General features: G+C 73.7%; 20 protein-coding genes. 9 read left to right on the top strand and 11 right to left on the bottom strand.

Annotation, left to right across the window (positions count from 1 at the left end; translation table 11 throughout):
- Positions 1-2: 2 nt before the first annotated feature.
- Together ACSNN9_RS09645 and ACSNN9_RS09640 are read right to left on the bottom strand one after the other, a co-directional pair.
- Positions 3-800, bottom strand: a complete 798-nt coding sequence (locus ACSNN9_RS09645) for a class I SAM-dependent methyltransferase (RefSeq protein WP_436672633.1) — start codon at positions 798-800, stop codon at positions 3-5.
- Positions 801-823: 23 nt separating this feature from the next.
- Positions 824-1,585 carry an SDR family NAD(P)-dependent oxidoreductase gene (locus tag ACSNN9_RS09640; RefSeq protein WP_436672632.1) on the bottom strand — a complete coding sequence of 254 codons (762 nt, stop codon included), beginning with the start codon at positions 1,583-1,585 and terminating at the stop codon, positions 824-826.
- A 181-nt stretch (positions 1,586-1,766) separates the two neighbouring features.
- On the opposite strand from ACSNN9_RS09640, the gene mshA reads away from it, so the two are divergent.
- From mshA to ACSNN9_RS09625, 3 genes are all read left to right on the top strand, one after another.
- Positions 1,767-3,131 carry a D-inositol-3-phosphate glycosyltransferase gene (mshA, locus tag ACSNN9_RS09635; protein WP_436672631.1) on the top strand — a complete coding sequence of 455 codons (1,365 nt, stop codon included), beginning with the start codon at positions 1,767-1,769 and terminating at the stop codon, positions 3,129-3,131.
- Between the two features lie 60 nt (positions 3,132-3,191).
- Entirely contained in the window at positions 3,192-3,770 is a 579-nt protein-coding gene (locus tag ACSNN9_RS09630) for a YbjN domain-containing protein (RefSeq protein WP_436672629.1), read from the top strand.
- 190 nt (positions 3,771-3,960) lie between these two features.
- Positions 3,961-4,866, top strand: a complete 906-nt coding sequence (locus ACSNN9_RS09625; protein ID WP_436672627.1) for a hypothetical protein — start codon at positions 3,961-3,963, stop codon at positions 4,864-4,866.
- A gap of 347 nt (positions 4,867-5,213) precedes the next feature.
- Here the strand turns inward: ACSNN9_RS09625 and ACSNN9_RS09620 are convergent, their stop codons facing one another.
- From ACSNN9_RS09620 to ACSNN9_RS09610, 3 genes are all read right to left on the bottom strand, one after another.
- Positions 5,214-5,339, bottom strand: coding sequence for a hypothetical protein (locus ACSNN9_RS09620; protein WP_436672626.1), 126 nt, complete (start codon positions 5,337-5,339; stop codon positions 5,214-5,216).
- A 2-nt stretch (positions 5,340-5,341) separates the two neighbouring features.
- Positions 5,342-6,736 carry an MFS transporter gene (locus tag ACSNN9_RS09615; protein ID WP_436672624.1) on the bottom strand — a complete coding sequence of 465 codons (1,395 nt, stop codon included), beginning with the start codon at positions 6,734-6,736 and terminating at the stop codon, positions 5,342-5,344.
- Between the two features lie 83 nt (positions 6,737-6,819).
- Positions 6,820-8,205 (bottom strand): MDR family MFS transporter, encoded by a 1,386-nt coding sequence (locus tag ACSNN9_RS09610; protein ID WP_436672623.1) that lies wholly within the window; start codon positions 8,203-8,205, stop codon positions 6,820-6,822.
- A 151-nt stretch (positions 8,206-8,356) separates the two neighbouring features.
- Between ACSNN9_RS09610 and ACSNN9_RS09605 the strand changes: the two genes are divergently transcribed.
- The gene (locus ACSNN9_RS09605) at positions 8,357-9,124 is read left to right on the top strand and encodes a phosphoglyceromutase (RefSeq protein WP_358083131.1); all 768 of its coding nucleotides are present in this window, start codon (positions 8,357-8,359) and stop codon (positions 9,122-9,124) included.
- Positions 9,125-9,187: 63 nt separating this feature from the next.
- Here the strand turns inward: ACSNN9_RS09605 and phoU are convergent, their stop codons facing one another.
- Positions 9,188-9,841, bottom strand: coding sequence for a phosphate signaling complex protein PhoU (phoU, locus tag ACSNN9_RS09600; protein WP_436672621.1), 654 nt, complete (start codon positions 9,839-9,841; stop codon positions 9,188-9,190).
- 199 nt (positions 9,842-10,040) lie between these two features.
- Here phoU and ACSNN9_RS09595 point away from each other — a divergent pair, with 199 nt between their 5' ends.
- Both ACSNN9_RS09595 and ACSNN9_RS09590 read left to right on the top strand, forming a co-directional pair.
- On the top strand, positions 10,041-11,327 hold the full coding sequence (locus ACSNN9_RS09595) for a sensor histidine kinase (protein WP_436672619.1): 1,287 nt from the start codon (positions 10,041-10,043) through the stop codon (positions 11,325-11,327).
- Positions 11,328-11,350: 23 nt separating this feature from the next.
- On the top strand, positions 11,351-12,034 hold the full coding sequence (locus ACSNN9_RS09590; protein ID WP_088998216.1) for a response regulator transcription factor: 684 nt from the start codon (positions 11,351-11,353) through the stop codon (positions 12,032-12,034).
- A gap of 53 nt (positions 12,035-12,087) precedes the next feature.
- Here the strand turns inward: ACSNN9_RS09590 and ACSNN9_RS09585 are convergent, their stop codons facing one another.
- On the bottom strand, positions 12,088-12,897 hold the full coding sequence (locus tag ACSNN9_RS09585) for a hypothetical protein (RefSeq protein ID WP_436672618.1): 810 nt from the start codon (positions 12,895-12,897) through the stop codon (positions 12,088-12,090).
- 74 nt (positions 12,898-12,971) lie between these two features.
- On the opposite strand from ACSNN9_RS09585, the gene ACSNN9_RS09580 reads away from it, so the two are divergent.
- Complete coding sequence (locus ACSNN9_RS09580; protein ID WP_436672617.1) at positions 12,972-13,916, top strand: Ppx/GppA phosphatase family protein; 945 nt, start codon at positions 12,972-12,974, stop codon at positions 13,914-13,916.
- A gap of 163 nt (positions 13,917-14,079) precedes the next feature.
- Positions 14,080-14,886 (top strand): sugar phosphate isomerase/epimerase family protein, encoded by an 807-nt coding sequence (locus tag ACSNN9_RS09575; RefSeq protein WP_436672615.1) that lies wholly within the window; start codon positions 14,080-14,082, stop codon positions 14,884-14,886.
- 19 nt (positions 14,887-14,905) lie between these two features.
- On the opposite strand, the gene ACSNN9_RS09570 is transcribed toward ACSNN9_RS09575, so the two are convergent.
- From ACSNN9_RS09570 to ACSNN9_RS09560, 3 genes are read right to left on the bottom strand one after another with little or no spacing between them, the layout of a single operon-like run.
- The gene (locus tag ACSNN9_RS09570) at positions 14,906-15,478 is read right to left on the bottom strand and encodes a CGNR zinc finger domain-containing protein (protein ID WP_358083116.1); all 573 of its coding nucleotides are present in this window, start codon (positions 15,476-15,478) and stop codon (positions 14,906-14,908) included.
- Positions 15,479-15,497: 19 nt separating this feature from the next.
- On the bottom strand, positions 15,498-16,664 hold the full coding sequence (locus ACSNN9_RS09565; protein WP_436672614.1) for a glutathionylspermidine synthase family protein: 1,167 nt from the start codon (positions 16,662-16,664) through the stop codon (positions 15,498-15,500).
- A gap of 1 nt (position 16,665) precedes the next feature.
- Positions 16,666-16,935, bottom strand: a complete 270-nt coding sequence (locus ACSNN9_RS09560) for a hypothetical protein (RefSeq protein ID WP_436672613.1) — start codon at positions 16,933-16,935, stop codon at positions 16,666-16,668.
- A 131-nt stretch (positions 16,936-17,066) separates the two neighbouring features.
- Here ACSNN9_RS09560 and ACSNN9_RS09555 point away from each other — a divergent pair, with 131 nt between their 5' ends.
- Positions 17,067-17,987, top strand: coding sequence for a proline dehydrogenase family protein (locus ACSNN9_RS09555; RefSeq protein WP_436672611.1), 921 nt, complete (start codon positions 17,067-17,069; stop codon positions 17,985-17,987).
- A gap of 1 nt (position 17,988) precedes the next feature.
- Here the strand turns inward: ACSNN9_RS09555 and ACSNN9_RS09550 are convergent, their stop codons facing one another.
- A complete protein-coding gene (locus ACSNN9_RS09550; RefSeq protein WP_436672610.1) occupies positions 17,989-18,399 on the bottom strand; it encodes a VOC family protein in 411 nt (136 codons plus the stop codon).
- Between the last annotated feature and the right edge of the window lie 8 nt (positions 18,400-18,407).

The following is an 18,407-nucleotide window of genomic DNA, read 5'->3' as shown; positions in this document are numbered from 1 at the left end:
GGTCAGGTGGGGGAGATGGCGGGCCAGGGGACGGTGAGTTCGCCGTGGCGCCAGCGGCGGGGGCCGTCGAGGATCGGCCAGCCCGCCCCGCGTACGGCGGACACCGCGCGCAGCCAGCGTTGGCGGGGGCCGTACGGGGCGTAGCCGGCGGCGGCGTGCCAGGCGTCGTCGAGCGCGCGGATCAGGTCGTGGATCCGCTCGCCGGGCACGTTGCGGTGGATCAGCGCCTTGGGTAGCCGTTCGGCCAGCTCCGCCGGGGTGCCCAGGGTGGTGAGCTTCGCGGCCAGGGTGAGCGTACGGGGGCCGTCGGCGTCGATCAGCAGCCAGCCGCCGAGCCGCCCCAGCTCGTCGCAGGTGCCCTCGACCAGCAGCCCGCCCGGGGCCAGCCCGGCGGTCACGGTGCGCCAGGCGTCGGCGACCTCGCGCTCGTCGTACTGACGCAGGACGTTGAACGCGCGGACCAGGGCGGGCCGCAGCCCGGCCAGCTCGAATCCGCCCCGGGCGAAGGTGAGCCGGGGCGGGTCGGCGGAGGGCTGGGCGGCGGCGACGCGTACCGGATCGATCTCCAGCCCGACGACCCGCACGTCGGGGCGGACCGCGGTGGCCAGCCGGGCACGCAGTTCGACGGCGGTCACGGGGCTGGCGCCGTAGCCGAGGTCCACCACCAGCGGGTCGGCCGCCGCGCGCAGCGCGTTGCCGCAGGTCTCGACGATCCAGTTGTCCACGCGGCGGAGCCGGTTGGGGTTCGTCGTCCCCCGGGTCACCACGCCGAGCGGCCGGTGCCGCGCCGTGCCCGCCATCGTCCGCGACCGTCCGGGCCGGCTCAGCCGACCCGGTGCACCTTGTGCTGGGCGGCCTGGGCCAGCGGGCGTACGACGAGGCGGTCCACGTTGACGTGCTGCGGGCGCGTCGCGCACCAGGCGATGCAGTCGGCGACGTCCTCGGCGACCAGCGGCTCGGCGACCCCGGCGTAGACCGCCGCCGCCCGCTCGGCGTCCCCCGCGAAGCGGACCAGCCCGAACTCGTCGGTCCTGACCATGCCGGGGTCGATCTCGATGACGCGCACCGGTCGACCGCAGAGTTCCAGCCGCAGCGTGCCGGCGATCGCGGTCTGCGCGTGCTTCGCGGCGGCGTAGCCGCCCCCGCCCTCGTACACGGTGAAGCCGGCGGTCGAGGAGACGACCACGATGGTGCCGGCCCCGGACGCCTCCAGCGCGGGCAGCAGCGCCTGGGTGACGCGCAGCGTGCCGAGCACGTTGACGTCGTACATCCACTGCCAGTCGCCGACCGACCCGGACTCGACCGGGTCCAGGCCGCGCGCGCCGCCGGCGTTGTTGACCAGGAGGGTGACCGGGCCCAGGGCCGCCGCCGCCCCGGCCAGGCCGGCCACCGACTCGTCGGAGGTGACGTCGCAGGCCACGGCGGTGGCCGCGCCCCCCGCGGCCTCGATCTCGGCCACCAGGGCGGCCAACCGGTCGGTACGCCGCGCGGCGGCGAGGACGTGGAATCCCTCGGCGGCGAGCCGGCGGGCGGTGGCCGCCCCGATCCCGCTGGACGCTCCGGTGACGACGGCGACAGAGGTCATCCGGTCATTCTCCCCCGGAGGGCGGGGGTGGCTGCCGGTGGCGCGGTGATGAGGTCCGTCACGCCCGGGCGCCGTCCCGGCGCATTACGCGTGCCCGATGGGGAAGATGACATTGGCCGGGGACGTTGTCCGAAAGGCGCCGGGCGTGCGGACGGCATCAACCGTGACAAAGGGAGCGGACGTGGCGGAGTTGCACACCGGTGTGGGTCGTCAGCGCGGTGCGCGCCCGTGGCCCCGCCCCCGGCGGATCGCGACGCTCTCGGTGCACACCTCACCCCTGCACCAGCCGGGCACCGGCGACGCCGGTGGCATGAACGTCTACATCCTGGAGGTCGCCCGGCGGTTGGCCGAGGCGGACGTCGAGGTGGAGATCTTCACCCGGGCCACCTCCCGCGACCTCCCCCCGATCGTCGAGACGGCGCCGGGCGTGCACGTCCGGCACGTCAACTCCGGCCCCCTGGGCGGGCTCACCAAGGAGGAGCTGCCGGGGCAGCTCTGCGCCTTCACCGCCGGCGTGCTCCGCGCCGAGGCGTCCCGGCCGCCCGGCCACTACGACCTGATCCACTCCCACTACTGGCTCTCCGGGCAGGTCGGCTGGCTGGCCAAGGAGCGCTGGGGGGTGCCGCTGGTGCACACCGCGCACACGCTCGCGAAGGTCAAGAACGCCCAGCTCGCCGCCGGGGACCGGCCCGAGCCGAAGGCCCGTGTCATCGGCGAGGAGCAGGTGGTCGCCGAGGCCGACCGGCTGATCGCGAACACGACGGTCGAGGCCCGCGACCTGATCGACCGGTACGACGCCGATCCGACCCGGGTCGCGGTGGTCGAGCCCGGCGTGGACCTGGAGAGGTTCCGCCCGGCGCCGGGGAACCGTGATCGCGTCGCGGCCGCCGCCCGTCGTCGGCTCGGGCTGCCCGCCACCGGTTACGTGGTGGCCTTCGTCGGCCGCATCCAGCCGCTGAAGGCCCCGGACGTGCTCATCCGTGCGGTGGCCGCGCTGCGCGAGCGCGACCCGGTGCTCGCCGGCGAGGTGACCGTGGTGATCTGCGGGGGCCCCAGCGGCAGCGGGCTGGACCGGCCGACCGCCCTGATGGAGCTGGCCGCCACGCTCGGCGTCGCCGACCGGGTGCGCTTCCTGCCCCCGCAGACCGGCGACGACCTGCCCGCCCTGTACCGGGCCGCGGACCTGGTCGCGGTGCCGTCGTACAACGAGTCCTTCGGCCTGGTCGCGCTGGAGGCACAGGCCTGCGGTACGCCGGTGGTGGCCGCCGCCGTCGGCGGCCTGGTGACCGCCGTGCGGGACGAGGTCAGCGGCGTGCTGATCGACGGCCACGACCCTGCCGACTGGGCCCGTACGCTCGGGCGCCTGCTGCCGGACCGGCTCCACCGCGCCGAACTGGCCCGGGGCGCCGCGCGGCACGCCCGTAACTTCTCCTGGCACCGCACCGCCTCCGGGCTGCTCGCCGTCTACGGCGAGGCGATCGCCGCGCACCGGGCCCGGCTCGCCTCCGAGCTGGCCGGCGGCCCGGCGATGTCCTGCTCCTGGTGACCGGTCGCGCCGGCCGTCGCCGCCGGGTGCCGGGGCGGTGGCGGCCGTAGAGTGGAGCCGATGAGCGGGAAGAGCGATCTTGCGGCCCTGATCGAGTCGGTCTGCGACGAGCGGGAGCTGGCCTGGGAGTCGACCGGCCCGGGCTCGTACGCGGTCACGCTGCCGGGCACCCACAAGCTGAAGACGGTCTGCAACCTGATCGTCGGAGAGCACGCGCTGCGGATCGAGGCGTTCGTGATGCGCCAGCCGGACGAGCGGCGCGAGGAGCTGTGGGCCTGGCTGTTGCAGCGCAACGCCCGCATGTACGGCGTCTCGTTCTCCGTCGACGCGGTCGGCGACGTCTACCTCACCGGTCGCGTCAACCCCGCCGGTATCGACGCCGACGAGCTGGACCGGCTGCTGGGCGCGGTGCTGACGTACGCCGACGAGTCCTTCGACACCATGCTGGAGATCGGCTTCGGCAGCTCGATTCGGCGGGAGTGGGAGTGGCGGGTCAAGCGGGGCGAGTCCACCGCCAACCTCGCCGCGTTCGCGCACCTCTTCGAGCCGTCCCCGGGCGGCGGTGGGCCCGGGCAGTCGGGTGCCACCGCCGACGCCTCGGGCGCGGATGCCCCGGTCGGAGGTTCGGACCGGTCCTGACGGGTATGCCGCACCGCGCGGTGCGGCACTGGGACCGGCCGCGCGCCGAGGACCAACTGTCGAGGAGCGTGAGCGTCCCATGGCTCAGCGGAACAGCTCAGGTCGCGGCGGGACTGCGACCAGGACGAAACGGCAGGCGGGCAACCAGACCCCGAACACCCCGAATGTCTCCGAGTCCGAGATCTCCCGGATGAAGGTGGACGAGATCCGGGGACAGCTCCGCAAGCGCGGGGTCTCCGGCATCTCCGCCCTGCGCAAGCCGGAACTGGTGAAGACGCTGGCGAAGACCCTGCGGGCGGAGCGCCCCTCGGGTGGTGCCGCGCGTCGCAGCACCGGGCCCGCCGGCCGGGCGACGGGCACGCGGGCGTCGGCCGGGCGGGCAGCCGCCACGAAGAAGGCGGCATCGGGCCGGGCGGCGGGCAAGGCCGCTCCGGGCCGGGCGCAGGCGGCGAACAAGACCGCCCCGGCGAAGAAGGCGGCGGCGAAGAAGGCGGCCGAGAAGAGAGCGGCCGAGAAGAAGGCGCCGGCCAGGAAGGCGCCGGCCCGCAAGGCCGCCGCGAAGGCGGCCCCGGCGAAGAAGACCACGTCGGCGGCCCGGAAGTCCGCGCCGTCCCGCACGTCCGCAGCGGCCCGCGCATCCACGCCGGCCCGCACGTCCTCTGCGGCCCGCACGTCGGCGCCGGCGCCGTCGCGGGCGGGCACGACGCGCGGCGGTACGGCGACCGGGGCCCGGACCGGGCGGAGCACCTCGCGGTCGGTGCGTTCCTCGCAGCTCATCTCGTCCACCGCCGACCGGCCGGAGCGCCCCGGCCGCAGCCTGGTCACCACCAACCACGACGTGATCCGGCGCTGGGCGGGGGAGCGCGGCGCCAGGCCGGCGACGATCGCGGGCACCGAGCGGGAGGGCCGGGCCGGCGTGCTCACCTTCAACATGCCGGGTTACCGGGAGAGCAGCCGGGTACGCGAGATCACCTGGGACGAGTGGTTCCGGACCTTCGACGAGCGGAAGCTGAACCTGATCTACCAGGAGCAGCTCCGGGACGGCCGACCGAGCAACTTCTTCCGTACGGAATCGCCCGATCGTGAGGACGCCTGACGTGTTTGGGGGAATGGTCGACGGGTAAGCGCTGTTGGCCATGACCGAGACCCGAGGCGGGGGCACTCCGGTCCGACGACGGAGCTGTGACCGGCGAGACAGCCCATCCAGGTTGTCTTCGTAATCCCGGGCGAACTAACTTTATTGCACCGCGCCACGCTTGGAACCGTTCGGGGGAGCGGTGGATCGATCAGATCCGTGCACCGAGCGAGGCGCAGGGGACGGGTGGAACAACACCGTTGGGGGACGGTGGCCACCTGTTTGGACCGGCGGCGTGAGCGGGCGACGCCTACGGGGGTGGGCTTCGCCCGCCGCCGCCGGTCATACGGTGCGAACGCCCATCGCGATCACGAGTCGCGATGGGCGTTCTGCTGCCCGCCCGCCGGCCCGCCCGGCTCCTGCCGGCGCTCCCGCCCCGCGTTGATCATGAGGTTGGCGGCGGTGTGGATCTCCAGGGCCGCCGCCAACCTCATGATCAACGCACGGAGGCGCGCACCGGGGCGGGGCCGGGGGCAGCGGCAGCGGCAGCGGTCGGGGTGGAGAGTTGGCGGAGAGCGGCGACGCGGCGTTCGCGGGGTGGGCCGGCCAGCAGGTGGCAGCCGGCGGCCAGCAGTCCCAGCCCGCCGACGATGAGCCAGTGCCGGTCCCCGAGGTACTGCAGACTCACCCCGCCGAGGGTGGGCGCCACGAACGACGCCGCCGGGAACGCCAGGTAGAACACGGACTGGTAGCGGGCCCGCAGCTCCAGCGGGGCGAGATCGGCGTTGATCTGCGCGTTGGGCGGCGCGGCGAGCATCTGGCCGACCGTCCAGACCACCGCCGCGGCCAGGTAGACCGCCACGTCGTCGGCGAACGCGAGGGTGGCGAAGCCGAGCGCCAGCAGCGCGGTGGAGACGGCCAGGACGCGGTCCTTGCGGTGCCGCTCGATCAGCCGCGGCACGAAGAGCTGTCCGAGCACGATCAGCACCCCGCCGAGGGCCACCACCGCCCCGTACGCCGACGGGCGCAGGCCGTCCGACCGCATTGCCAGGGGCATGATCGTCGACGTCTGCATGGTCAGCACGGCCAGCACGAAGGTCAGGCCCACGAAGGTGAGGAAGGTGCGGTCGGTCAGCGCGGTGTGCAGCCCCGGCTGCCGCGACCGCCCCGCCTCCGTCTGCCGCGCGGCCTCCGCCCGCAGCGGCGCCGCTCCGCCGACCGGTGCCGGCCGAAGATCTTGGACACCTGCCGTCCGGTCGGAACGGGAAGTGTCCAAGATCGGTGCAGGCGTGGCGGCGCGACGGGGGAGCGTCTCCGGGACCTTCCAGGCGATGACCGCCGCCGCGAGGACGGTGGCGGCGGCGTCGACCAGGAAGAGCGCGACGAAGCTCGCCTCGGCGAGCAGGCCGGCCAGCAGCGAGGCCACGGCCATGCCCAGGTTGAACGCCCAGAACTGGAGGTTGAAGGCCCGGGAGCGACGCCGTTCGGGCACCACGTCGACGATCGCCGCCACGAAGGCGGGGCTGGGCATCGAGTGCGCCACCCCGACCAGGGCGGCGAGCGCCGCGATCATCGCCAGGTGCCGGCTGAAGGCCAGCCCGACCATCAGCCCGGCGGTGACCAGGTGGGCGGCGAGCAGGGTGGACCGCCGGCCCCACCGGTCGGCCAGCACCCCGCCGAGCAGCACTCCGGCCGCCCCGCCCAACCCGTACGCCCCGACGACCGTCCCGGTGAGCGCCTCGCTCGCGCCCCGCGCCTCGGTCAGGTAGAGCGACAGGAAGAGCATCGCGAAGGCGCCGGCCCGGTTGATCAGCAGGCCGGCCCAGAGGTACCAGAAGGTGGCGGGAAGCCCGCCCGCGGTGTCGTCCAGCCAGCGGCGCAGGGCCCGCACCCGTCCTCCCGACAGTTTTGTTTCCTAACCGAAGCGACCTCGACGGTAGGAAGCCGAGCGCTGCCGCGCCAGCGTGTCGCTGGTCACCGCGTTCCGGTCGGCTCCGCCGTCCGCCCCGGGCCCCTGTCCGGCAGGCCGTCGCCCCGCGCCGGATCCACCGGCTCGGCGGGGGCCGTCGCCGCCGCCTCGGCCGCCTGCGGGGCGGGCGGCCGGATCGCCACCACCGGCACGACGGGACCGGTGGCCGTCCGCAGGGTCGCGGCCCGGCGCTCCCGGGCCGGGCCGGCGATCAGGTGCGCGAGCGCCATCAGTCCGCCGATGGCGGCGCAGCCGAGCCAGAGCTGGGCGTTGCCGGCCTGCTCCCGGACCAGGCCGCCGAGGACCGGCGCGACCGCGGCCGCCCCCTGCCAGGAGAGGGAGAAGACGCCCTGGTATCGGCCGCGCAGCTCGGCGGGGGAGAGCTCGGCGATCAGGGTGGCGTTGGACGGCGAGTTGAGCATCTCGCCGACCGTCCAGACCAGCACGGTCAGGCCGTAGAACCAGGCGGTGTCGGCGAAGGCGGTGAGCCCGAACCCGACGCCCATCACCACGGACGCCAGGGCGAGCACGTGCGACCGGCTCCGGCCCCTGATCAGCCGGGGCACGAAGAGCTGGCCGATGACGATCAGCACCCCGTTGAGCGCGATCACCGAGCCGTAGGTGGCCGGGCTGAGGCCGGAGTCGCCCATCGCGATCGGCAGCATCGAGATGTGCTGGAGGAAGACCAACGCGGCGAAGAGGTTGAGCGTCACGAAGCCGAGGAAGACCCGGTCGCGCAGGATGGTGCGCAGCGCCCCGACCGGCGCGCCGCCGCCCTCGTGGGCGACCGCGCCGGTGGGGGCCCGCCGGGTCTCGCCCACCTTGGCGAAGATGATCAGTGCGGTGATCACGGTGGTGGTCGCGTCGACCACGAAGAGCAGCAGGTAGCCGGCCTCGGCCGCGAGGCCGGCGAGGATCGCCGCGCTGGCGAAGCCGAGGTTGATCGCCCAGTAGTTCAGCGAGAAGGCCCGCAGCCGGTCCTTCTCCGGCACCACGTCGATCACCATCGCGCCGAACGCGGGCCGGGCCGCCTCGGCGAACATGCCGAGCAGCAGGGCGCCGAGCCCCACGGCCCACAGTTCCCGGGCGAAGCCGAGCGCGAGCATCATGGCGGCCGCGCCGAGGTGCGCGGTGAGCAGGGTGGGCCGGCGGCCCCAGCGGTCGCTCAGCGTGCCGCCGGCGGTGGTGCCGAGCGCGCCGCCGACACCCCACAGGCCGAGCACCAGCCCCGCCTGCGACGGGGAGAAGCCGCGTTCCTGCGTGAGGTAGATGGCGAGGAAGACCAGGACGAACGAGCCGAGCCGGTTGATCAGCGTGCCGGCCCACAGGTACCAGAAGGTGACCGGCAGGCCGCCGGTGGTGTCCCGGAACCAACCCCGCATCGTCCGCACGTTCGGCGCCCCCGCCCCGTAATGACCGCCTTGATTATTGCGCCTTACAACCTAGTGCCAGGCCGGATGTCCGGGCAGCGCCTTTTCCACGTGGTGGTCGTCACGACCACCGCCCGCGCGTCGTCCGACGCCGTGCGGCAGGATGATCGGCATGACTGCTAGCGAGGGGCCCACCGTCGGGACGCTGGTCCTGCTGCGGCACGGCGAGAGCGACTGGAACGCCAAGAACCTCTTCACCGGCTGGGTCGACGTCGACCTGACCGAGAAGGGCGAGAACGAGGCGCGCCGCGGCGGCGAGCTGCTGCGCGAGCACGACCTGCTGCCGGATGTGGTGCACACCAGCGTGATGCGCCGCGCGATCCGCACCGCCGAGCTGGCGCTCAACGCCGCCGACCGGCACTGGATCGCCGTGCGCCGGTCGTGGCGGCTCAACGAGCGGCACTACGGCGCCCTCCAGGGCAAGAACAAGAAGCAGACCCTGGAGGAGTACGGCGAGGAGCAGTTCATGCTCTGGCGCCGCTCGTACGACACCCCGCCGCCGCCGATCGCCGACGACGACGAGTTCTCGCAGGTCGGCGACCCGCGTTACGCGCTGCTGCCGGGCGAGCTGATGCCGCGCACCGAGTGTCTCAAGGACGTCGTCGAGCGGATGCTGCCGTACTGGTACGACTCGATCGTGCCGGACATCCTGGCCGGCCGGACGGTGCTGGTGGCCGCGCACGGCAACTCGTTGCGCGCCCTGGTCAAGCACCTGGACCAGATCTCCGACTCCGCGATCGCCAAGCTCAACATCCCCACCGGCATCCCGCTGCGCTACGACCTGGACCCGCAGCTGCGCCCGCTCACCCTGGGCGGCACGTACCTGGACCCGGCCGCTGCCAAGGCGGCCGCCGCCGCGGTGGCCAACCAGGGCCGCTGACGTAGCCACGACGAGGGCCCCTTCCCCCACGCGACGAGCGGGGAAGGGGCCCTCGTCCGTGGCTCAGTTCGGGGTGGGGGCGTTCTGGCCGGTGATCAGGTAGACCACGTGTTCGCCGGCGTTGACGGCGTGGTCGGCGAAGCGCTCGTAGAAGCGGCCGAGCAGGGTGGCGTCGATGGCGGTCTCCACCCCGTACGGCCAGTCCTCGCCGAGCAGCAGCCCGAACAGGCTCCGGTGCAGGTCGTCCATGGCGTCGTCGTCGCCGTCCAGTTCGGCGGCGAGGTCCGCGTCGGGCTTGGCGAGCACCGAGCCGATCTTGATGGCCATCCGGTCGGCGATGGCGGCCATGTCGGTGAAGGTCGGCCGCAGTTCCGCCGGCACGGCCGGCGAGGGGTGCCGGCGCAGGGCGGTCTTGGCGACGTGGTCGGCCAGGTCGCCCATCCGCTCCAGGTCGGCCGCGACGTGCAGCGCAGTGATCATCGCGCGCAGGTCGGAGGCGACCGGGGCCTGCCGGGCGAGCAGGTCGCAGACCCGCTCCTCGACGTGCCGGTAGAGCTCGTCGATCTCGGCGTCCCGCTCGATCACCGTCTCGGCCGCCCGGCGGTCCGCGGTGAGCAGGGCGCGGGTGGCCTGCCGCATCGCGGCCCGGACCCCCTCGGCCATGTCCACCAGCAGCTGGCTGACGATCTGCAGGTCAGCCCGGAACTCGTCGCGCATTGTCACGTCCTGTGGTCGGTGGTCGCCGGCCCGGAGGTCGGCGGGGAGCAGGTGCGCCGCCCACGGTAGGTCGGACGGGCGGACCCGAGGTGAACCTCGGTGAACGACGCCGGACGCGGGAGTGAACTTTCCCGGAAGTGAAGGTGATTCATCCCATTTGCGGGGGTTCCCAGGTTAACAATGACCCTACGATCGCCGGGTGGAATGGGCGGAGACGGTCGCGGTGGCCGTGGCACTGGCGGTCGGGCTGATCGCCGGGTTGCTGCTGCCCCGGCTCGTCCCGGCGCCGGGCGAGCGCGCCACGCGGACGGGGAGCCGGTCCGGCTTCCCCTTCAACAGGGGGAGGCACCCGATCGCCGAGGATCCGCAGTCCGGGATCGGCCGCCGGACCATCGACTCGCTGCGGGCCGGCGTGGTCGTGCTCGACCCGGACGACCTGCCCGTCCTGGTCAACCCCGCCGCCCGCGCGATGGGGCTGCTCCGCACCGGTCCCACCCAGGGCTCGATCGCCGCCCACCCGCTGATCCGTACGCTCGCCGGGCAGGTGCGCCGCACCGGCGTGCGGCGCGAGATCGAGCTGGACCTGCCGCGGGGCCGCGACAACGCCGGGGTGAACCCGCTCGGGGTGCACCTGCGGGCGATGGGGATCGGGGCGGGCTTCATCGCCGTCGAGGCGTCGGACGTGACCGAGTCGCACCGGCTGGCCCGCGTCCGCCGGGACTTCGTGGCCAACGTCAGCCATGAGCTCAAGACCCCCATCGGCGCCCTCCAACTCCTCGCCGAGGCGCTGCTGGACGCCACCGAGCCGGCCGGGGCGGGCGCGCCCGACCTCTCCGAGGACCTGGTCGCCGCCCGCCGGTTCGCCGAGCGCATCCAGCACGAGTCGACCCGGCTGGGCCGCCTGGTGCAGGAGTTGCTGGAGCTGACCCGGCTGCAGGGCGCCGAGCCGCAGCCGCCCCCGGAGCCGGTCGCGATCGACTGGGTGATCGCCGAGGTGATCGACCGGACCCGCACCTCCGCCGCCGCCCGGCGGATCGAGGTGACCGTCGACGCCGAGCGGGGCCTGACCGTCCACGGCAGCGACACCCAGCTCGCCACGGCCGTGGCGAACCTGGTGGAGAACGCCGTCAACTACTCGGGCGAGGACACCACCGTCCGGATCACCGCCCGCGCCACCGACGAACACGTGGAGGTGTCCGTCGCCGACCAGGGCATCGGGATCGCCCCGACCGACGTCGACCGGATCTTCGAGCGGTTCTACCGGGCCGACCAGGCCCGGTCCCGATCGACCGGCGGCACCGGCCTGGGGCTGGCCATCGTGAAACACATCGCCGGCAACCATGGCGGGAGGGTGGAGGTGTCGAGCACTCTTGGTGGTGGGTCGACGTTCACCCTCCGGCTGCCCACCCGTGGCTCGGACGAGGTCCTGGCGACACCGCCCTCCGCTGGGATCGAGGCCGGTCCGGCCGAGCTCCGGCAGGTCTGACAGCACATGGAAAGGAAGTTCCGTTGAGCCGCGTTCTGGTGGTCGAGGACGAGGAGTCGTTCTCCGACGCCTTGTCGTACATGCTCCGCAAGGAGGGTTTCGAGGTGTCCGTCGCCGCGACGGGGACCTCCGCCCTCACCGAGTTCGACCGGACCGGCGCCGACATCGTGCTGCTCGACCTGATGCTGCCCGAGATGTCCGGCACCGAGGTGTGCCGCCAGCTGCGGCAGCGCTCGCACGTGCCGATCATCATGGTCACCGCCCGGGACAGTGAGATCGACAAGGTGGTCGGCCTGGAGATCGGCGCCGACGACTACGTCACCAAGCCGTACTCGCCCCGGGAGCTGGTCGCCCGGATCCGGGCGGTGCTGCGGCGGCAGAGCGCCGAGGCCGCCGAGTCGGGGGGGCCGACGCTGGCCGCCGGCCCGGTCCGGATGGACATCGAGCGGCACGTGGTGACCGTCGACGGCGCCCCCGTCCAGCTTCCGCTCAAGGAGTTCGAGCTGCTGGAGCTGCTGCTGCGCAACGCCGGCCGGGTGCTCACCCGGGGTCAGCTCATCGACCGGGTCTGGGGGGCCGACTACGTCGGCGACACCAAGACCCTCGACGTGCACGTCAAGCGGCTGCGCTCCAAGGTCGAGCCGGAGCCGTCCGCGCCGCGCTTCATCGTCACCGTGCGGGGTCTGGGCTACAAGTTCGAGCCCTGATCGGCGTACGCACGACGGGGCCCGCGCCGCGCGCGGGCCCCGTCGTCGGTCGGTCAGGCGCCGTCGGCGGGGTGCGGGGCGACCAGGCCCTGCCGCCCGCGCGCCCCGCAGACCTCGGCCAGCTTCGCGTACGCGGGGGCGCCGATGAGCGCGGTCAGCTCCGGGCCGTAGGAGACGTACATCGGCTCGGTGCCGACGTGCGCGTCGGTGGAGGAGGTGCACCACCAGTCCAGGTCGTGCCCGCCCGCGCCCCAGCCGCGCCGGTCGAACTCGGCGAGCGTGGAGACCAGCACCTTCGTGTTGTCCGGCCGCTTCACCCACTCCTGGTCGCGGCGGATCGGCAGCTGCCAGCAGACGTCCGGCTTGTATTCCAGCGGGTGCACCCCGTCGCGCAGCGCCTGGGCGTGCAGGGCGCAGCCCGCGCCGGCCGGGAAGTCGGCGTCGTTGAGAAAGACGCACGGCCCGTCCGCGCCCTGGGTGGCGGTGCGGCGGGCGGAGTTCTTGCCGTCGATGGTGTCGTTCTCGGTCCAGTTCTTGAACCCGCGCCGGAAGTGCTGCCACGTCGACGGGGTCAGCCGCTTCACCGCGGCCCGGACCCGCTGCTCGTCCTCGGCGTCGGTGAAGAAGGCGCCGTGCGAGCAGCAGCCGTCGGCGGCCCGGCCGGCGACGATGCCGTGGCAGCCCCGGCCGAAGATGCACGTCCAGCGGGAGAGCAACCACGTCAGGTCGGCCCGGATCAGGTGGTTGTCGTCCGCCGGGTCGGGGAACTCGATCCACTCCCGGGGAAAGTCCAGGGACACCTCACGGCTGCGCGGGTCGTCCGGGTCGTCCACCAGCACGCGGAGTTCGATCTGGCCTGTCACCCGGCCCAGCGTACGCCCGGTGCCCCCACCGGTCCGCCGAGCCGCGCAATCCGGTTGGCCCTAGTGTCTTCAGCATGCGACTGGGTGTCCTCGACGTCGGTTCCAACACGGTGCACCTGCTGGTGGTCGACGCCCATCACGGGGCGCACCCCTGGCCGGCGCACTCGGAGAAGGTCATGCTGCGGCTGGCCGAGCAGATCGGCCCGGACGGCGCGCTCACCGAGGCCGGCGCGGACGGCCTGGTCAAGGCGGTCGGCATGGCCAAGGCGGCGGCCGTCGGGCTGGGCGCCGAGGACCTGATCGCGTTCGCCACCTCCGCCGTCCGCGACGCCACCAACGCCGCCGAGGTGCTGGCCCGGGTGCGCGACGAGACAGACGTACGCCTGGAGGTGCTGCCGGGCGCGGACGAGGCGCGGCTGACCTTCCTCGCGGTGCGGCGCTGGTTCGGCTGGTCGGCGGGCCGGCTGCTGGTGCTGGACATCGGCGGCGGCTCGCTGGAGATCGCGGCCGGCATCGACGAGGACCCGGCCGTCGCGGTCTCCCTGCCGCTCGGCGCCGGCCGCCTCACCCGCGACCGGCTCCGGGTGGACCCCGACAGCGCGGTGGCGCCGCCGACGGAGGCCGTCGACGAGCTGCGGGCGTACGTCGACGGGCTGCTGGAACCGGTCGTCGCGCAGATGACCGCGGTGGGCTGGGAACGGCCGGTGGCCACCTCGAAGACGTTCCGGACCCTGGCCCGGCTGGCCGGTGCGGCACCCTCCGGCGCCGGCCTGTGGGCACCGCGCCGGCTCACCCGCGCCGGGCTGCGGCAGGTGCTCGCGTTCATCCGGCACATCCCGCCGGCCCAGCTCGCCGAGCTGGAGGGGGTCAGCGCCGGCCGGGCCCACCAGCTGCTCGCCGGGGCGGTCGTCGCCGAGGCCGTGCTGCGCCGGCTGGACGTCGAGGCGCTGGACATCTGCCCCTGGGCGCTGCGCGAGGGCGTGATCCTGCGGCGGCTGGACCAGCTCGGCCCGGTGTGAGCGTGCGGAGTGAGCTTGCGGACTCCGCGGTCGCGAACAAAAGGCGGCCCGGAGTGAGCGTGCGGACCCCGTTGGTCGCGGACGAGAGGCGGCCCCGTGTGATTCGCGCGGTTTGCGGTCTCTCGTCACGAGCTGTCGATCGACCCCGGCTACCCTCGATGGTGTGACTTCCCGCGTCCCCGTGCTCCTGTCCACGTCCTCGGTCTTCCCTGAACGGACCGCGGCGGCGTTCCAGCTCGCCGCCGCGCTCGGCTACGACGGCGTCGAGGTGATGGTCTGGACCGACGCCGTCAGCCAGGACGCCGGCGCGCTGCGCGGGCTCGCCGAGCACTACGGCGTCCCGGTGCTCTCGGTCCACGCGCCCTGCCTGCTTGTCACGCAGCGGGTGTGGAGCCCCGACCCGTGGGAGCGGCTGCGCCGCTCCGCCGAGCTGGCGGCGACGCTCGGGGCGCCCACCGTGGTGGTGCATCCGCCGTTCACCTGGCAGCGCGACTACGCGCGCAACTTCGCCGACGGGCTCGCCGCGATCGCCGCCGAGTACCCGGACCTGCGCTTCCCGGTGGAGAACATGTATCCGGTCCGGATGGCGGGGCGGCAGTTCGTGCCGTACGTCCCGGGCTGGGACCCGACCGAGACGGGCTACGCCTCCTACACGCTCGACCTGTCGCACTGCGCCGCCTCGCACACCGACTCGATGGCGATGGCCGACCGGATGGGCGCCAACCTGGCCCACGTGCACCTCGGCGACGGCACCGGCGAGGGCCGCGACGAGCACCTGGTGCCGGGTCGCGGCACCCAGCCCTGCGGCGAGCTGCTCTCCTCGCTGGCCGGGCGCGGGTTCACCGGCTCGGTCGCCGTGGAGGTCACCACCCGGGGCGCGAAGAGCCGCGCCGTGCGGGAGGCCGACCTGCGGGAGGCATTGGAGTTCGCCCGCCAGCACCTCGGCACCCCGTCCCCGGTCGACGCCTGAGCGCCGACCGGGCCGGGCGTCAGACGACCGTGGTGAGCGATTCCTTGGCGCTCGCGCCGGCCTGCTCGCCGATGGCCGCGCGCTTGCGGGCGCGGTGGGCGGCCACGTGCGAGCGGGTGGCGCAACGCTCCGAGCAGAACCGCCGGCAGCAGTTGGACGAGGTGTCGAGGTAGACGTTGCCGCAGCGCTCGTCGGCACACACCCCGAACCGGGCGCTGCCGTACTCGCAGAGCCAGACCGACAGCCCCCAGACCGCGCCGGCCAGGTATTCGGCGCTCACCGAGGCGCCCCGGCTGGTCACGTGCATGTGCCAGTCGCTGGAGTCGTGCCCGGAGATGCGGGGCTGCACCGGGAACGCCTCCAGCAGCGCGTTGAGCTCGGTCACCGCCCGGGCGTCCCGCCCGGAGGTGCCGTACTCGAAGACGTCGCGCAGCCGCTTCTGCGCCCGCCGGAATGTCGCGAGATCCCGCTCCGCCACCTCGTCGCGCATCCACGCGTTGTCGTCGGGGAAGAGGGCCCGCAGGTCGTCGAGGTCGTCCAGGCGGGCGTTGACGAGGTCAACGCCGGTCCGGGCGTACGCGTCGAAGTTCACGCCCACAACCGTAGACGACTCAGGGGGCCCGTGGCGCGTCGATGTAGTGCGGCAGGAACCGCGCGTAGCCGTCGGTGATGAGGCTCGCGCTCTCCCGCAGCCCCACCCCGGCCGACTCGCCGTCGACGATCCAGCTGCCCAGCACCAGCCGGTTGCCGGCGAACTCCGGCAGCGCCCGGAACTCCTGGTAGCACCAGCCCTCGTCGCCGTAGATCCCCGGGTTGGTGATCTCGGTGTCGCCGGTGACGATCCGCACCGAGCCGCCCTCCCGGCCGAGCAGCGGCTTGGCCACGTACTCCGGCATGCCGCGCGGCGAGTCGAGGTACGCCGGCAGCAGCAGCTCGTGCCCGGGATAGAGCTCCCAGAGCACGGCGAGCAGCGCCTTGTTCGACAGCAGCAGCTTCCACGCCGGTTCGATCCAGGTCGTCGGGGTGCCCGGCTCCAGCGCCAGCGGCCCGTACGGCTCGGCGAGCATCCACTCCCAGGGGTAGAGCTTGAAGCAGGTGGTGACCGGCTGGTCGGCCGCGTCGACGAAGCGCCGGCCGTCCCAGCCGAGTTCCTGGATCGGCTGGAGCGTGACCTCCAGCCCGGCCTGGCGGGCGGTCTCGGCGAGGTAGCCGGCGGTCATGTGGTCCTCGCCCGACTCCTCCTCGTTCGACCAGACCACGTGCACCCGGCGGTCGTGCAGCCCCGCGCCGATCTTCGCCCACGCGCCGACGAGGCGCTCGTGCAGGCTGTTCCACTGGTCCAGCTCCGGCCGGGTGTGCTCCAGCCAGTACCACTGGACGATGCTCGCCTCGACCAGCGCGGTCGGGGTGTCGGCGTTGTACTCCAGCAGCTTGGGCGGCCAGCTGCCGTCGTAGGCGAGGTCGAAGCGCCCGTAGAGGGTGGGCGGCGCCTCGCGCAGCGACCGGGCCACCGCCTCGGCCGCCCAGGCCGGGATGCCGAACTCGGCGTAGCGGTGGCGCGCGACGACGTGTTCGGCGGCGGCGACCGACATCCGGTGCAGCTCCTCGGTCGCCTCCTCCAGCCGCAGCACCTCGTCCAGCTCGAACGCGTACGCGGCGGTCTCGTCCCAGTACGACATGATGCCGCCGTCGGGCAGCTCGGTGTCGACGTACACCAGGCCCTGGGAGCGGATGGTGGCGTCCCAGTCCGGCCGGGGGGTGACCGACTCCCGGCGCACCTCAGCCGCCGCAGGAGGCGAGGTGGGTGCCGAAGCCGCCCCGGTCGGGCACCGCCGCGGCGGCGGGCTCGGGCGCGCTGCGCCCGGCGGTCACCGTGGGCGCGCGCAGCGCCAGGGCCACCGTCTCGCCGCCGCCCACCGGGCCGAGGGCGCAGTCGTCATCGTCGTCGTCCGAGGACATGTTGCAGCCGGAGAGGGTGAGCGCGAGGACGGTGAGCGCGCCGAGCTGCACGGAGGCCGACCGGAGTCGGCGGCGGGGGCGTTGTTCCACGTCCATGGTTGTAACCGATGGGGGCCACCGTCGTCCGCCCGCGGGGGGTGCCTGTGATGCGGTTGGGACCTGACCACCGAGGCTGCGCCGCTGCCCCGCGCGGGGCCACCGGCGGGCGTTAGGCTCGATCCATGCTCCGTACCGTCATCCTCGCCGCGTCCCGGTCATCCCAGGTCGAGCGGCTCGTCGCGACGGCCCCGTTCACCCGGGACCTCGTCCGCCGGTTCGTCGCCGGCGCCAAGACCGACGACGCGTTGCGCGCGACCCGCGAACTCGTCGACGACGGTCTCGCGGTCACCATCGACAATCTCGGCGAGGACACCGTCACCCCCGAGCAGGCCACCGCCACCCGCGACGAGTACGTCGGGCTGCTGAAGCTGCTCTCCGGGGCGGGGCTCACCCCGGCCGCCGAGGTGAGCGTCAAGCTGTCGGCGCTCGGCCAGATGTTCGACGAGCAGCTCGCCTACGACAACGCGCGGGCGATCTGCGCCGCCGCCGAGGAGGCGGGCACCACGGTCACCCTGGACATGGAGGACCACACCACCACCGACTCGACCCTGGACATCCTCGCCAAGCTGCGCAAGGACCACCCGTCGACCGGCGCCGTGCTCCAGGCGTACCTGCGGCGGACGGAGTCGGACTGCCGCGAGCTGGCCACGGCCGGCTCCCGGGTGCGGCTGTGCAAGGGCGCGTACAAGGAGCCGGAGTCGGTGGCCTACCAGTCCGCGCGCGAGGTCGACAAGTCCTACGTACGCTGCATGAACATCCTGATGTCCGGCGACGGCTACCCGATGCTGGCCACCCACGACCCCCGCCTGATCGCGATCGGGGAGGACCGGGCCCGCTGGTTCGACCGCGGCCCGGAGCGGTTCGAGTTCCAGATGCTCTACGGCATCCGCCCGGAGGAGCAGGCCCGGCTGGCCGGCGAGGGCTACACCGTGCGGACCTACCTGCCCTACGGCGAGGACTGGTACGGCTACCTGATGCGCCGGCTCGCCGAGCGCCCCGCCAACCTGGTGTTCTTCGGCCGGGCCGTGGTCTCGAAGAAGTGAGTCAGCCGTTCGACCAGCCCCGGGTGCTCAGCACCAGGCGGTAGCCGTCCGGATCGGCCACCGTCACCCCCCAGCGGTCCCAGTACGGGCCGGCGGAGACCCTCGTCCCGCCGGCCCGTTCCAGTTCCCGGACCAACTGGTCTTCGACGGGGCCGTCGAGGTAGAGCACCAGCAGGTCCACAGGAGTCGGCGCCGGCGTCACGGCGAGCTGCTCCCCGCCGACGAGTTCCAGGTGCCAGTGGTCGCCCGGCCGGCCGACCATGAGCAGGTCGTGCTCGCCCGGCGCCTCGGCGGCGGAGCGCCAGAGCACGTCGAGGCCGAGCCCGTCGACCCAGAAGCGTTCGGCGGCTGCCAGGTCGCGGCTCGGCCGGGCGATGCGCAGGTGCGGGGCGGCGGCGGGGGTGAGCGGCATGAGTGGAT

Source organism: Micromonospora sp. URMC 107, from assembly GCF_051386315.1.
GTDB lineage: Bacteria > Actinomycetota > Actinomycetes > Mycobacteriales > Micromonosporaceae > Micromonospora.
The sequence above is the reverse complement of the archived record's forward strand: the minus strand, read 5'-3'. Positions and strand labels throughout refer to the sequence as shown.